The following is a 15315-nucleotide window of genomic DNA, read 5'->3' as shown; positions in this document are numbered from 1 at the left end:
TACGCTATTATTTATACAATGTGAGCCAACGCAGTGTTTCGTTAAAAGTAACGAAGCATTGCGTTTTTTAATGAAGTAAAAAGGATATCCCTATACTAGATCATTCTTTCATAGGAGGATTCCAGATATTATGAAAAAATTACAGCAGCAATTGAAACAAATTGATGGAAAAAGTTATAAAGGCTACAAACAAATCCAAGGGAACTATTCCTTTGCTGATTTTGAACTATTCATTGACTACGTACAGGGCGATCCCTTCGCGGCACCATCTAAGATAAGAGTACGTATTCCTAACGAAAAAAGAGCGGTGCAATCCTCTTGGAAAGAAACATCACGCCGAAAAGTTTATACAGAAGACAGGCTGGCGCGTGCGGTAGCTAGGGCCGTCAATAAGAACCACATCCAAGTAAAAGGTTCAGGAAAAAGCGGGATGGTGGCCATCGATCAGCCAGGTCAGGAAATCCTGGAACGAACGGCGGTTTCCCTCAATCAGGATATGACGGTTTGTTTGACAGTCGGCCTCCCAGCTAATGGACGACGCATTAATGGAAAAGAAGCCGAGAAGCTTTTCTTCAAAGTGATCCCGGAAGTCATGAAGGACTCTATTTTTGCGATAAAAGATGAGGAGTTAGAAGCAGCTTGTGAGCTGGCCGATCAACATGAAGCGATTGAGAAAAAGATGAAGGAAAACAATTGGATTTCCTTTATAGCAGACGGATCCATTTTACCGCGAGAAAGTGGAATTAGTGATCGTCCGATGAAGAATGCCGTACCGTTTAAGAGTCCTGAAGAGAACCGGGTTTCTTTTTATATCCCTCATAAAGATGAGCCTATCACTGGAATGGCTCTAGAGAAGGGGATTGTATTAATTGTCGGAGGCGGTTATCATGGTAAAAGTACCCTCTTGAATGCGATGGAGCGTGGGGTGTATCCTCATGTCAGAGGGGACGGCAGAGAGTATGTGATTACAGACCCACAAGCCGTCAAAGTAAGGGCTGAGGATGGACGACAGGTCACGAACGTCGATATCTCTCCGTTTATAAAAAACCTTCCTCATGGAGCGGACACGACTCAGTTTTCTACGGAAAATGCAAGCGGGAGTACGTCCCAGGCAGCGAATGTCATTGAAGCTTTAGAAGCCGATGCTCACACCCTGTTGATTGATGAAGATACTAGCGCGACAAATTTCATGATTCGGGATGAGCGCATGCAGGAGTTAGTCGTCAAAGAAAAAGAGCCGATTACACCATTTATCGATAAAATTAAACAAATGCGTGATGATTTAGATGTTTCCACGATTCTAGTTATGGGTGGTTCAGGCGATTATTTCAATGTGGCCGATGACGTGATTATGATGGATCAGTATGTGCCTCATAACGTTACGAAAAAAGCAAAAGAAATCGCTGAGCGTTATCCTAGTCAAAGAGCGGTAGCGAGCGAGCAGGAGTTCGGAGCAGTCCCTAAGCGTGCCTTTTTGCCGGCAAGTCTTCAGACTAGACGCGGCAAGAAAGATAAAGTTCAGGCGAAGGGCAAAACAACGATTGTCATGGGGAGAACGGACATTGACCTCGATGGAGTCGAACAGTTGGTGGACCCTTCCCAGACTCGTCTTATCGCAGATTTAATTATGCATATGGATAAAAAAGGAATTCTGAAAAAAGAGCAATCGTTAAGTCAGTTGCTTAACGATATTGAACAGCAATTAGATACGAAAGGACTTGCTGCATTCGCCCCATTTAAAGATCAACATCCAGGTGAATTGGCGCGTCCACGTCGTTTTGAAATTGCTGCAACACTGAATCGGATACGAACAGCAAAAGTAAAAGATATACGATAGAAAGGAGGAAGTCAGGGTGGATTTTCACAAGTTCAAAGAAGAGGTTATTGCCTACAGCAAGGAAATTGGCATCGATAAGATTGGTTTTGCCTCAGCGGACGTGTTCGGTGAGTTAAAAGCTCGACTGAAGCGCCAAGAAGCGCTTGGTTATCAGTCCGGGTTTGAAAAAGGAAGCGTAAACGAACGAACAGAACCAAGTCGTTTACTTCCAGGTGCTCAATCGATCATATCCATTGCCCTGGCTTACCCTTCAAAAATGCACGATGCACCCAAAAGTAGAAAAGGCGATCGACGCGGGATCTTCTGTCGTGCATCCTGGGGGCAGGATTATCATGATGTGTTGCGGGATCGCCTCAATAAACTGGGAGCTTTCATTCAAGAACATTTTCCTGAAGTTGAACTGAAATCGATGGTGGACACAGGTGAGTTATCTGACCGTGCTGTTGCCGAGCGCGCAGGGATCGGATTCAGTGGTAAGAATTGCGCCGTGATCACACCGGAGTTTGGTTCATATGTATATTTAGGAGAACTTGTTACGAATATTCCATTTGCTCCAGATGATCCGGTGGATGATAGCTGTGGAGATTGCAATATTTGTGTAGATGCATGCCCAACGGGAGCGCTTGTGCAAGGCGGTCAGTTGAATGCGCAGCGCTGCATTGCATTTTTGACACAGACGAAAGGGTTTTTACCCGATGAATTTCGCACTAAAATCGGAAACCGGCTTTATGGATGCGATACGTGCCAGACCGTATGTCCAAAGAATAGAAAGAAGGACTTCCACCACCATCAGGAGTTCGAACCGGACCCAGAGATTGTGAAGCCTAAATTGACACCCCTGCTGTCGATATCGAACCGCCAGTTTAAAGAAAAGTTCGGCTTTATATCCGGTTCATGGAGAGGAAAAAAACCGATCCAGCGAAATGCCATTTTAGCTCTGGCCCATTATCGTGATGAAACGTCCATCAGTGAATTAATTCGTCTGATGAATGACGATCCAAGACCCGTGATCCGCGGTACAGCGGCCTGGGGGCTTGGAAAAATAGGCACGCCAGAGTGCTTTGAAGCTGTTGAAAAAGCAATGGCGAAGGAAGATGACGAACAAGTCCTCTATGAGATGGAGAAAGGGCTGCAATTTGCTAAACTATGACGATTTGTACCTTTTCATCTACTAAAGAGTTTTGTATAATAGAAAAAACTGCTAAAAGAAGGGGTTGTCTATGAACCATCGGTCTTTTTTATATTATGACTCATTTACTACTCCTTTAGGACCGATGACGGTTCTAACGAACGACGAAGGAGTATGTCGAATCGATTTTGGACATTATGAAGACCGTATTGCTTCTTACCAATCATGGAAAAAGAAGCACTTTCTCAAAGGTGAACTGGTCTATGATCCAGATCATAAATATGTAAAACTAACAAAAGATGAAATTGAAGAATATTTTAATGGAACACGAATTGATTTTACGGTTCCTTTGAATTGTTATGGAACAGAGTTTCAAAGAAAGGTATGGAGAACATTGCTGCATAACGTACCTTATGGTGAAACTCGTTCGTATAAAGACATTGCGGCTGCTATGCATACCCCTAAGGCGATTCGAGCTGTTGGAGGAGCGGTTAATCAAAATCCGTTCTCTATTATTGTTCCGTGCCACCGAGTGATAGGAAGCAATGGTAAGCTTGTAGGATATGCAGGCGGTCTTGAGAAGAAACAACAATTGCTAGAATTTGAGAAAAATCATGTGGTTTTACCAAATAGTCAATAACTGTCTTCCCTTAGTGGGAGGCAGTTTTTTGTTGTATGGGATCGTTCCCTCTTTCATAGGATGTAAAAAGGGGGAGACGGCATGAATCCTACTCATCAACTTCAGACATACTGGCAGCGCATCATTGATCGTTTAGTGGATCAAGAAGAAGAGCAGTGGTTACATAAAAAAGTGCGAGGGTTGGAAGAACGAGGGCATAGGGTAGAACGTGCCACCTTTCGTATTAAACCGTATCATCGTATTGCTTACGATCGAAAGGAAAGCATTCGATATATGCTATTTCTTTCTCTTTTAATAAAGGATGGAAAAAAGGTATATATGGAGGAAGGGATTTACGAGGGCCTCGCTTTATTGGAGCGGAATGAAATCATTCATCAATCTGTCTCTACAGAGGCACCGTATACTTCTGGGCTTTCGCCGAGTGCGGAATTCGTTGAGAAGGAAGAGAGGAAAGGTACTCCTTTTTCCTACAACCGAAGAGAAGCAGTTCGCTATGCCGAACGGTGGTGGGACAGTTACAATTCTGCTTACAAGCATTTTGATTTGGATTGTACGAACTATATTTCTCAGTGTTTAAGAGCGGGTGGTGCCCCTACGTGGGGCCTGCCGAACCGGGCACGAGGCTGGTGGTACACAGGAAAGAACTGGAGCTATAGTTGGGCTGTGGCCAATTCTCTGCGCTGGTATCTCAGTGGTTCACGTCAAGGGTTGACCGCGAAAGAAGTCTCTTCCGCTGACCAGCTAACACCGGGAGATGTCATCTGTTATGACTTTGAAGGAGATGGAAGGTTCGATCATAATACGATCGTTGTGAAAAAAGACAGCGATGGAATGCCGCTCGTTAATGCGCACACCACCAATAGTCGTCATCGATACTGGGCCTATGAAGATTCTACCGCCTATACTCCAAACATAAAGTATAAATTTTTCATAATCGGTGGTTGATAGGTATGATATAATAGCCTAGTTGACTAAGATTAGACTGAGGTGAAGAAAATGCCTAATCATATCGTATTGTTCCAACCAGAGATTCCAGCCAATACCGGCAATATTGCGAGGACATGTTTAGCTACAAATTCTCAGCTTCATCTAATCCGGCCGCTCGGATTTTCTACTGATGACAAAATGCTGAAGAGAGCAGGTTTGGATTACTGGTATGATGTAACGATCTATTATTATGATTCGATTGATGAACTATATGAAACGTTCCCTGAGGGAGAGTATTATTACATCGAAAACTTTGGTACAAAGTCTTATGCGGATTTTGATTTCTCGTCCACCGACCAAGATTTGTTTTTCGTATTTGGACGCGAGAGTGACGGGATCCCAAAATCATTGCTTGAAGGCCTGGAGGACCGTTGTTTGAGAGTGCCCATGACAGACAAGGTTCGTTCTTTAAACCTTTCTAATACAGTATCCATCGTTTTGTTTGATGCCTTGAAGCAGCAGGGCTATCCGAATTTAATTAAATAAAGGAGGAGGCCGGCGAGTGTGCCGGTGTCTTTTTTTGGTGTCCAAACAAAAAACCGCCTCTCTGTTCGGGAGGCGGTTTTACGTTTTTTATTTTCTTGGCGTACCTGCTTTTTCATCATATCCTGCTGAGAAGATGGATGTTAGAAACGTTACGCACACAAGAATGATCAATGTGATTTTCATGTATAAGGTCCTCCTTTTATCCAGACAAGCTATGCTACCCGTATTATACCTTAATTGTACAGCAATGTGAATGGTTTGTCCTGTTAATATTATCCTTCACCTAATGGCAGATGCCTATACGAAAAGGTGGTCCATAACATACGTTGAAGAGTAGGTATATAACCAGGATGGGAATGGAGGAGTTAAATTGGAACAGTATCCTTATCAATACCCTTATGCAAATTTTGATGATTTCCGTGACGAAGATGAGCGTTTCTTCTTTTTGGGTCCTTTCGCAGGGGGTCTGCTTGGCGGATTCTTAGGAGGGGCGATTGCTCCTGGCCTATACGGCGGATTCGGCGGTGGCTACGGCCCTGGACCGTATTATTATAATAGACCTCCTTATTACGGAGGGTATTACGGACGTCCCCCTTATGGAGGCTTCTGGTAAGATATAAAAAGGCTATCTCACGGAAGGTGAGATAGCCTTATTCTTTAGAAGTTTGTTGTATCGAGCTCTTTGCCTTGGGATTCATATCCTTTCATATACTTAATCCGGCGTTGAGCGGATGTACTATTGACTTGCTCGTCCGCGTGATAAGAAGAACGTACCATTGGGCCTGCTTCACAATGCTTGAAACCTTTTTCTAGAGCAATTTGTTTCAACTCTTCGAATTCATCCGGATGATAATAACGTTCTACGTTTAAATGCTTTTTCGTCGGCTGCAGGTATTGGCCGATGGTCATAATATCTACGTTATGAGCCAGAAGATCATCCATAGCCTGAACGATTTCTTCTTTTGTTTCCCCAAGTCCTACCATGATACTTGATTTTGTTGGAGTGTTTGGGCGAATTTCTTTAACGCGGCGCAGCAACTCTAAAGAACGATCATACATCGCGCGGGCACGCACTTTTTTCGTTAAGCGACGAACTGTTTCGATGTTATGGTTGAAAATGTCCGGTTCACCATCCATTAAAGTATGAAGGCTTTCGTAATCTCCCTTCATATCCGATGGAAGAATCTCTACTGTACAGCCGGGAACACGGCGTCTGACCGCTTTTACTGTTTCAGCAAATACAGCTGCACCGCCGTCGTTAAGGTCGTCACGAGCAACCGCTGTGATGACAACGTGTTTAAGTCCCATGATTTCTACGGATTCAGCTACACGTTCTGGCTCGCCCCAGTCCAGTTCATTAGGAAGACCAGTTTTGACTGCACAGAAACGGCAGCCGCGTGTACATGTATCACCAAGGATCATGAAAGTGGCAGTTTTTCGTTCACTCCAGCACTCATGAATGTTTGGGCATCGTGCTTCCTCACATACTGTGTTTAGTTTTTTGTCTCGCATGAGTTTTTTAAGCCCAGTATAGGATTTATTCGTGTTGATTTTAATTTTCAGCCAATCCGGCTTTCTTATGTACTCTTGTTTCTTTGCCATATTTATTTCCACTCCTTTTTTATCGGGAAAAGTTCCACTCGTCCGTTCCGTACCGTTCACGAGCGATTTGTTCGACTTCGTTCCATTGTGCTTCAGAGAGTTCCAGAGGTTCTAAGTTGACTTCAAGTCCTTTTTCAAATCCCTTTTTAAAAGCGGCTTTTGTATCTTCAAAGCTTACATTCTGTTCAACGATCTGGTTTATTGCCACAGCCTTGTCGCCAAACGCTCGGCGTGCTCTCTCTTTGACGCGTTCATTCTTATAAATAAACATATCAAATAGTTTCACATCGTCTACATCGATCGGAATGGATCCATGTTGAAGGATGATGCCTTTTTTCCTCGTTTGGGCGCTGCCAGCAGCTTTCTTTCCATCTACAATCAGCTCATACCAGGAAGGTTCTTCAAAGCAGACCGCGGAGTTTGTTACGTCCAGCTTTCCTTCAGGTACGGCGAAATCTGCCTGTATACCTAATTCTCGGAAGCCCTCCAATAACCCTCTTGAAATAACCAGGTAAGCATCTTTAACTGAGGCAGGCATAGCTGGGTGATCTTCTGAAACTATGACACTATATGTGAGTTCTTTGTCATGCAGAACAGCTCGTCCTCCTGTTTGTCGGCGAACAAGCTCATACCCATGTCGTTTGACACCTTCTAAGTCAATTTTTCCTGTTACTTTTTGAAAATATCCAACGGACAGCCCTGCAGGGGCCCAACCGTAAAATCGAAGCACAGGTGGTATGTTTCCTTGACGATGCCATTTCATCAATGCTTCATCCAGCGCCATATTGATCGCTGGTGTACAATGGCCAGAATCGACAAAGTACCATGTTTCCATTTGCAATCCTTCTTTCTGTCCTAATGTACTTTATCTTGCTAAAATGTTCAAATCAATTCTAACAAGGGTGCCATAGTGTGTCAAAAATTGCAAGCCTTCTTCATTGGCTGCTTTTTTGATGAGTAAGTAGAAAGTACGAGTTCTGTTATTAGAACACCTTTCCTCTCATCATAGGGAAAGGTTTGCAGGTTGTAAATATAAAAAAAGTACAAGAAATCAGCACAATTGATATACAATAGTACATAGGAGGGGTTCATGATGACGCAAATGTGGATTACCAGCATTCTTTTCTTAACAAGTGCAGCGATATGGGCCGTTCTTGCTATTATCTACGAGGACTTCCGACTTTTGAATTTATTTTTATTTATAACTTTCCTTTTAATAGGACTTACACAAAGGAAAAAGTACAAGGAGAAAAAGGATTATGGAGAAGACTGATCTTACCGGATCAGTCTTTTTTATTGAAAAAAAACAGCAAACTATAAAAGGAACAGAATATTGAAATTCGGGAACATAAGCATCTACATATGGGCCAATACATATAATTTATTGTTCGGCTGAAGTTGGCTTGTCTCTCTAGTTGAAAAGTCATTTAATTTTGTGGGCATAATTCGCCTACTACAATAGCTTGTCTTATGCTTGTCGAGGCTGAGCAAGACGCTTCCGCATTTCATTTTGTTGTCTAGTTTCGAGGGATAGCCCTTCGCGACATAAGCAATCCTACTTCGTGGCAAAACCCGCCACGCCGTAGTTTTGCTTATGCGTGTCAGGGCTTTCAATCCCTCTACACTTTTCTTAATTACACATGTTTCTCGTAATCCAAGCATAGGATATATTAAATTTCGTCTGTTAGGACGGGGGAGGTCTCTAATAAGTGGACATTTTAAAAAAGATACAAGACCACAGGGAACAAGAAGAAGAGTTAAAGTGGGAAGGTACATTCGCAGAATACCTAGAGCTTTTGAAAGAGCGTCCGTATTTGGCTCAATCGGCACATTCCCGCGTTTATAATATGATAAAATCCGCGGGTGTAGATGAGGATCATGACCATAAAAAGTATAAGTTTTTCGATCAGGATATCTATGGATTAGATGAAGCGATGGAAAAGCTTGTAGAAGAATATTTCCATCCGGCTGCGAGAAGACTGGATGTTCGAAAGCGTATTTTGTTACTGATGGGACCGGTCAGTGGTGGTAAATCAACGTTGGTGAATTTATTAAAGCGTGGTTTAGAGAAGTATTCTCACACAGACGAGGGAGCCGTTTTTGCAATTAAGGGTTGTCCAATGCATGAGGATCCACTGCATTTGATTCCACAGCATTTAAGAAAAGAATTTCAAGAAGAATATGGCATTCGCATTGAAGGCAGTCTATCACCGCTGAATACGATGCGAGTGGAGACGGAGTACAGTGGACGTATTGAGGATGTTCTAGTCGAGCGTATCTTTTTCTCAGAGGATAAGCGTACAGGCATTGGTACCTTCAGTCCTTCGGATCCAAAATCTCAAGATATTGCTGACCTTACTGGATCCATTGACTTTTCAACGATTGCCCAATACGGATCGGAATCTGACCCTCGTGCTTACCGTTTTGATGGTGAGCTGAATAAGGCGAACCGAGGCATGATGGAGTTCCAGGAAATGCTGAAATGTGATGAAAAATTCCTTTGGCATTTACTCAGCCTCACCCAGGAAGGAAATTTCAAAGCTGGACGATTTGCGCTTATATCAGCGGATGAATTAATTGTCGCTCATACGAACGAAGCGGAGTATCGTTCTTTTATTGCCAATAAGAAGAATGAAGCGTTACATTCTCGAATGATCGTCATGCCTGTGCCTTACAACTTGAAAGTAAGTCAAGAGGAACGTATCTACGAGAAAATGATTCGCGAAAGTGATATCCGTGACGTACACATTGCGCCTCACACATTAAGAGTAGCAGCGATGTTCACGATTCTTACTAGATTAAAAGAATCGAAGAAGGCATCTGTTGATGTGTTGAAGAAAATGCGTCTTTATGATGGAGAAATCCTTGAAGGATTCAGTGATGTGGATGTGGAAGAGTTGAAGAAAGAACACTCCGATGAGGGGATGAGCGGTATCGATCCGCGTTATGTCATTAATCGTATATCGTCAACGATCATTAAAAAAGAACTGACATCGATTAATGCGCTTGATGTACTTCGCTCTCTCAAGGATGGATTAGGCAGTCATGCTTCCATTTCTAATGAAGATAAAGAGCGGTACCTTGACTTTATCTCACTAGCGAGAAAAGAATACGATGAAATTGCGAAGAAAGAAGTTCAAAAAGCTTTTGTCTACTCATATGAAGAGTCTGCGGTCACTCTCATGGACAATTATCTGGACAATGTGGAAGCTTACTGTAATAAAGCGAAATTAAGAGATCCATTGACTGGTGAAGAATTGAACCCGGATGAGCGTCTCATGCGTTCCATTGAAGAACAGATCGGTGTATCTGAAAACGCGAAGAAAGCTTTCCGTGAAGAAATCTTGATCAGAATTTCTGCATACGCAAGAAAAGGTAAAAAGTTCGATTACCAATCACACGAACGTTTACGCGAAGCCATCCAGAAGAAATTGTTTGCTGACTTAAAAGACGTAGTGAAAATTACGACGTCTACTAAAACTCCGGATGAGCAGCAGCTTAAGAAGATCAACGAAGTGGTTGCTACTCTTGTTGATGAACATGGTTACAATTCCAGCTCTGCCAATGAATTGCTTAAATACGTTGGAAGCTTGTTGAACAGATAAATCTCATAAGAAACCATCCTTCTCAATGAATTGAGAAGGATGGTTTCTTTTTTAATGGCTCTTATAAACTTTGCATGGTGACTTGAGTATAGACTTATTTAACAACGTATTCTGGCACATTCAATTCGAGATGGTTTGGGTTGGAATATTTCCGTTACATTAAATGGAATGTGGAGGTCTGGGAAATGGCTCGCTTTCCGTGGGCATGCGCTGAGTCTCCTCGAGCTATCGCTCTCCGGGGTCTCACCTGTCATGCTCATCCCACAGGAGTCTCCATCTCCCGGACCTCCTTCCGGTTGTTTCGAGTAACGCAAACGCCCTAGAAGGGAAAGCTGACCGATAAATTCAACTTCATATTCAAATTGAATGGATGTTGCAAAAAACTTTTGATAGGCCTTATTGATTTCATTTCCAGAGTGCTCTTGTTTATTACAAATTCATACTTTCGTTTAAAATATATACCCTCTCCTGATACTGAATGCTCATGCTAAAGTTAAATGGGGCCGTTCATCATATATTAGAAGGTTGGATGGGAAACGGCGAGACTCCCGCGGGAGAAGGAGCTAGGCGAGACCCCACAAGGAGCAATGCGACTGAGGAGGCTTGCCAGTTCCCCCGCAGGAAAGCGAGTCGTTTCCCAGACAGCCTGTCACTTATTACCGTAACGGCCCCGATGAATTCACGAGGCTGAGTATTCAAGCTAGGCCATGCTTCTTAGATTAATTGCTTTTTAAAACAAAAAAGTGAAGATACTTTCTTAGAAAATATTTGAGTAACAGAAAATTAGGGTACATAAAATTATAGCTGCTCATATGGATACAGGTCTAATGCATCATCAAAGGGAGCGGAGGCAGTTTTATCGAAAATTCGGTGAGAAACCTATTCTAATTTCTAACCGGCTGACTTATCATTTCAAACGTTTATAAACAGCGGTTTGTATATTTGAATATCCCTGATAAATCAAGGCGTTAACACGTTTGATCTGTTATAATGGCACAAAATATGAATGGTGGGTGAGAGGATGGCTAAAAAATATTACGCAATAATTGATGTTGGTTCCAATACGATGCGTTTAGTCGTTTATTTAAGAGATAAAGGCGGACGTTTACGCGAAATCGAAAACGTCAAAGCTGTCGCTCGGTTAAGGAATCATCTTCAGGATGATGGCTATTTGTCTGAAGAAGGAATTCGTACATTGCTAACCACTTTAAATAGTTTTAAAGAAGTGGCTGGATCTTACGAGCTGGAAGAAATGGTGTGCGTGGCCACAGCAACCATCCGTCAGGCAGTCAACCAGGAAGATATTATTAAAAAAGTTTCTGATCACTCAGGGTTTGACATGCGGATTCTTTCCGAGCATGAAGAGGCTTATTATGGATATCTCGCTGTAGTCAATTCAACCCCGGTGACAGAAGGAGTAACGGTCGATATCGGTGGTGGAAGTACAGAGGTTACATACTTCAAGGATCGGAAACTTGTGGAGTCTCACAGTTTTCCATTCGGGGCCTTGACGCTAAAACAGGACTTCTTCAAAAAAGACCTTCCTAAAGAGGATGAAATGTCAAATTTACGTCATTACCTCCTTTCCCAATTTAATACTCTGCCATGGCTGCAAGAGAAGAAAGTTCCTCTTATTGGAATTGGCGGAGGTGCACGTAACTTAGTGCAAATTGATCAGAATTTAAAAGAATATCCTCTCGCAGGATTGCATCAGTACAAAATGAAAGATAGTGACCTTTCTTTTATAAAAAACTACTTGTTTACGCTTTCCATGAAAAAGCTGCAGAAAGTAGAAGGATTATCAAAGGATCGTGCAGATATCATCCTGCCCGCTACAGAAGTATTTCACTCCCTTTATGATGCGGTCCAATCATCTGGGTTCATATTAAGCCGAAAAGGATTAAGAGACGGGGTTTTTTACGAACAGTTGACCCGTGATATGGGCACTTCTGTTTTCCCAAATGTGCTTGAGGAGAGCATTCAAGAATTGGTGACAGATTATGACTTAAGCATAAAGCAGATTCATCATGTGCAGCATTTGGCGCATGAATTATTTTTTCAGCTTCATGAAAAGGGGTTAGGCTCACTTAGGAAAAAAGATTGGAAAGAAGTAAAACGTGCGAGTTACGTTTTCAATCTGGGGGATTATATTGATAGTGAATCGAGTTCTCAACATACCTTTTATCTTTTAGCTAACCGCACAATTGATGGTTTGATGCATATGGAACGTTTACGGCTGGCACTCTTAGCCTCCTTTAAAAATAAGACTGTCTTTAAACAGTTCCTTCAGCCTTATAAAAGCTGGTTTTTAAAAGAAGAGCGAAAAAAATTACGTCTGCTTGGAGCGCTGCTGAAGTTTTGCTACAGCCTGGATAGTACGAGAAGGCAAATTGTTCAGGATATCCATGTGGCTACTCATGATGGGGAGCTTCACATTACTCTATATTGTAAGGATGAATGGATGCCGGAAGAATACCAATGTGAGAAGCAGAAGAAACATTTGGAGAAATCGTTGAAAAGGAATATCGAATTATCCTTTGTGGAACGTAAGGAAGGAAGTTCCGCTAATTAATTGGAAAAGCTCTATTGTTTTACTATCCCTCCGTAAAACAGTGCCATGATTTCAAGGCGATTTCAGTCGAATTTTATCGAAAATTTACGAACACTTAACGTCTTGTTAATATTCAACTTATAAATAGGCATTATGGTGGAGGTAAGACTACAGTGTAAAGGGTGTGCGTAATGGCAACGGAAGAAAAAAAGAAGGAACTCGACAACCCATTATTTTATAACAATCGCGAACTAAGCTGGCTTGCTTTTAACGAACGGGTGTTAGAAGAGGCGCTTGATATGGACAACCCTTTGCTTGAACGGTTGAAATTTTTAGCGATCTGCTCATCAAACCTTGATGAGTTCTTTATGGTCAGGGTCGCTGGATTGAAGGATCAGGTAAAAGCTGGCTTCAATAAACCAGAAAACAAGGCTGGGCTTACACCAAAGCAGCAGTTGGCCAAAATTGCGGAAATCAACCATGAGCTTGTAAGAAGACAGTACGAGAGTTACCAGACAATCAAACCTCAGCTGGAAAAAGAAGATATCTCTATCCTTTCAATAGAAGATTTAACAATAGAAGAAATTGAGAGTTTAGAAACTTATTTTAATGAAAATATCTTTCCGGTTTTAACTCCTATGGCAGTTGATGCATATCGTCCCTTTCCTATGTTGTTGAACAAGTCCATTAATTTAGCGGTCGTCATACAGGATGCGCTTGATCCAAATGACAATGTAAAAAAGACAGCGATCGTGCAAGTTCCAGCGGTCTTAAATCGCTTTGTTCAAGTAGAGCATGAGACAAAGTACCAATATGTGCTGCTTGAAGATATCATCAGTCACTTTATTCACAAGTTGTTTAAAGGCTATCAAGTCCATTCCATCACGGAGTTTAGAATTACACGGAACGCAGATATGACGATTCACGAAGAAGGAGCCCGTGATTTGCTTAAAGAGATTGAGAAAGAGCTTAAGAAGCGCAAATGGGGCGCTGCTGTCAGATTAGAGGTTCGAAACAATAAATATGATGATAAAGTCATTCATTTCCTTTTAGGTGTCCTTGAGATTCATAAAGACGACTTGTATATTACCAACGGTCCATTGGATTTGACGTTCTTATTCAAGTTCCACAAAACCTTTTCTACTATAAAGGATCATTTAATTTATGAAACTCTGATCCCGCAGCCTCCACGAGACCTCGAAGGAGAAGATGATATTTTCGAAGCTGCCACAGAGAGAGACCTTTTTCTTCACCATCCCTATGAATCATTCGAGCCTGTGGTAGACTTTGTTGCTGATGCGGCCGATGACCCTCATGTGCTCGCCATTAAACAGACCCTGTATCGAGTCAGCGGCGATTCCCCGATCATCGAAGCTCTGAAACGAGCAGCTGAAAATGGAAAGCAAGTCACTGTACTTGTAGAGTTGAAGGCCCGATTCGACGAAGAGAACAACGTCCAATGGGCGAAAGAATTAGAGAAGGCTGGCTGCCACGTGATATACGGCATGACTTATTTGAAGACTCACAGCAAAATTACATTAGTGGTCAGAAAAGAACGTGACAAAATAGAGCGTTTCGTTCACCTGGGAACGGGGAACTATAATGATCAGACGGCATCCCTATATACGGATATGGGCATTATAACCTCGAAACGTAAATTTGGGATCGATGCCACTGATTTCTTTAATTACTTAAGCGGATTTACAGAAAAGCCGAAATATCATCATCTGTCCATGGCACCTTTTGATATACGAAACGATTTTATCCGTTATATCAATAATGAGATCCGATTCCAGAAGCAGCACGGAAATGGACGTATTATAGCCAAAATGAACTCACTGACAGATAAGAACCTCATTATGAAATTATATGAGGCTTCTCAAGCCGGTGTACAAATTGATCTGATTGTTCGCGGTATCTGTTGTTTAAGACCTGGCATAAAAGGAATTAGTGAAAACATCCGAGTCATCAGTATCGTGGGCAGGTTCTTAGAACATAGCCGTATTTATTATTTTCACCATAACGGGGATGATCGTGTGTTTTTGTCGTCTGCGGATATGATGACAAGAAATATGGTTAAACGGGTAGAACTTTTATTCCCGATTTATGAACCAGGGGTCAAAAGCCGACTCCAAAAAATTCTCTCCATTATGCTGAGCGACAATGTGAAAGCTCGCGAACAGCATAATGATGGGACATATCGTTACATTGAAGCTCCAAAAGGGGCTGAGAAAATCAATAGCCAAATGAAGCTTTTTGACATGGCTTATCGTGTGCTCGAGGACGAAGAATAACAAATTTATAGCACTTTAACGATAAAAAGTGAAAAAGGCGTACCATCTGGTGCGCCTTTATTGTTATAATAAATTTGTTATATAATGAAAAAATCAGCGAAAAATGTTGAATACGTAAGCGTTTCAATTCTATAATAGTATTTGGACTTGGAAACGTTTTCGAGGAAACAATAGCCAACCAACT

General features: G+C 42.0%; 12 protein-coding genes. 10 read left to right on the top strand and 2 right to left on the bottom strand.

Annotation, left to right across the window (positions count from 1 at the left end):
• Positions 1-130: 130 nt before the first annotated feature.
• The 6 genes from HM131_RS15780 (at position 131) to HM131_RS15755 (ending at position 5692) form a co-directional block, all read left to right on the top strand.
• Positions 131-1837, top strand: coding sequence for an ABC-ATPase domain-containing protein (locus HM131_RS15780; RefSeq protein ID WP_085030679.1), 1707 nt, complete (start codon positions 131-133; stop codon positions 1835-1837).
• Positions 1838-1853: 16 nt separating this feature from the next.
• Entirely contained in the window at positions 1854-2987 is a 1134-nt protein-coding gene (queG, locus tag HM131_RS15775) for a tRNA epoxyqueuosine(34) reductase QueG (protein ID WP_085030678.1), read from the top strand.
• Between the two features lie 70 nt (positions 2988-3057).
• Positions 3058-3606, top strand: coding sequence for a methylated-DNA--[protein]-cysteine S-methyltransferase (locus tag HM131_RS15770; protein ID WP_085030677.1), 549 nt, complete (start codon positions 3058-3060; stop codon positions 3604-3606).
• An 81-nt stretch (positions 3607-3687) separates the two neighbouring features.
• Entirely contained in the window at positions 3688-4551 is an 864-nt protein-coding gene (locus tag HM131_RS15765; RefSeq protein ID WP_085030676.1) for an amidase domain-containing protein, read from the top strand.
• Between the two features lie 51 nt (positions 4552-4602).
• Positions 4603-5079 carry a tRNA (uridine(34)/cytosine(34)/5-carboxymethylaminomethyluridine(34)-2'-O)-methyltransferase TrmL gene (trmL, locus tag HM131_RS15760; RefSeq protein WP_085030675.1) on the top strand — a complete coding sequence of 159 codons (477 nt, stop codon included), beginning with the start codon at positions 4603-4605 and terminating at the stop codon, positions 5077-5079.
• Positions 5080-5449: 370 nt separating this feature from the next.
• The gene (locus HM131_RS15755) at positions 5450-5692 is read left to right on the top strand and encodes a hypothetical protein (protein WP_085030674.1); all 243 of its coding nucleotides are present in this window, start codon (positions 5450-5452) and stop codon (positions 5690-5692) included.
• A gap of 44 nt (positions 5693-5736) precedes the next feature.
• Here the strand turns inward: HM131_RS15755 and lipA are convergent, their stop codons facing one another.
• A complete protein-coding gene (lipA, locus tag HM131_RS15750) occupies positions 5737-6681 on the bottom strand; it encodes a lipoyl synthase (protein ID WP_085030673.1) in 945 nt (314 codons plus the stop codon).
• Between the two features lie 19 nt (positions 6682-6700).
• Positions 6701-7522: a lipoate--protein ligase family protein gene (locus HM131_RS15745; protein WP_157130844.1), complete on the bottom strand. Its 822-nt coding sequence runs from the start codon at positions 7520-7522 to the stop codon at positions 6701-6703.
• A 249-nt stretch (positions 7523-7771) separates the two neighbouring features.
• Between HM131_RS15745 and HM131_RS15740 the strand changes: the two genes are divergently transcribed.
• The 4 genes from HM131_RS15740 (at position 7772) to HM131_RS15725 (ending at position 15131) form a co-directional block, all read left to right on the top strand.
• Entirely contained in the window at positions 7772-7954 is a 183-nt protein-coding gene (locus HM131_RS15740; protein WP_232324805.1) for a hypothetical protein, read from the top strand.
• A gap of 436 nt (positions 7955-8390) precedes the next feature.
• A complete protein-coding gene (locus tag HM131_RS15735; protein ID WP_085030670.1) occupies positions 8391-10286 on the top strand; it encodes a PrkA family serine protein kinase in 1896 nt (631 codons plus the stop codon).
• 1021 nt (positions 10287-11307) lie between these two features.
• On the top strand, positions 11308-12858 hold the full coding sequence (locus HM131_RS15730; protein WP_085030669.1) for a Ppx/GppA family phosphatase: 1551 nt from the start codon (positions 11308-11310) through the stop codon (positions 12856-12858).
• A 170-nt stretch (positions 12859-13028) separates the two neighbouring features.
• On the top strand, positions 13029-15131 hold the full coding sequence (locus HM131_RS15725) for an RNA degradosome polyphosphate kinase (protein ID WP_085030668.1): 2103 nt from the start codon (positions 13029-13031) through the stop codon (positions 15129-15131).
• Positions 15132-15315 lie beyond the last annotated feature (184 nt).

The organism is Halobacillus mangrovi (assembly GCF_002097535.1).
GTDB classification, from domain to species: domain Bacteria; phylum Bacillota; class Bacilli; order Bacillales; family Halobacillaceae; genus Halobacillus; species Halobacillus mangrovi_A.
Note: the sequence above shows the minus strand (reverse complement) of the source record. Positions and strands in the feature narration are given on the sequence as shown.

Bases quoted from the DNA above. Each gene is read 5' to 3' on its own strand.
- HM131_RS15780 (WP_085030679.1), top strand. From the start codon at position 131: ATGAAAAAATTACAGCAGCAATTGAAACAAATTGATGGAAAAAGTTAT.
- HM131_RS15770 (WP_085030677.1), top strand. From the start codon at position 3,058: ATGAACCATCGGTCTTTTTTATATTATGACTCATTTACTACTCCTTTA.
- HM131_RS15765 (WP_085030676.1), top strand. From the start codon at position 3,688: ATGAATCCTACTCATCAACTTCAGACATACTGGCAGCGCATCATTGAT.
- trmL (WP_085030675.1), top strand. From the start codon at position 4,603: ATGCCTAATCATATCGTATTGTTCCAACCAGAGATTCCAGCCAATACC.
- lipA (WP_085030673.1), bottom strand. From the start codon at position 6,681: ATGGCAAAGAAACAAGAGTACATAAGAAAGCCGGATTGGCTGAAAATT.
- HM131_RS15740 (WP_232324805.1), top strand. From the start codon at position 7,772: ATGATGACGCAAATGTGGATTACCAGCATTCTTTTCTTAACAAGTGCA.
- HM131_RS15730 (WP_085030669.1), top strand. From the start codon at position 11,308: ATGGCTAAAAAATATTACGCAATAATTGATGTTGGTTCCAATACGATG.
- HM131_RS15725 (WP_085030668.1), top strand. From the start codon at position 13,029: ATGGCAACGGAAGAAAAAAAGAAGGAACTCGACAACCCATTATTTTAT.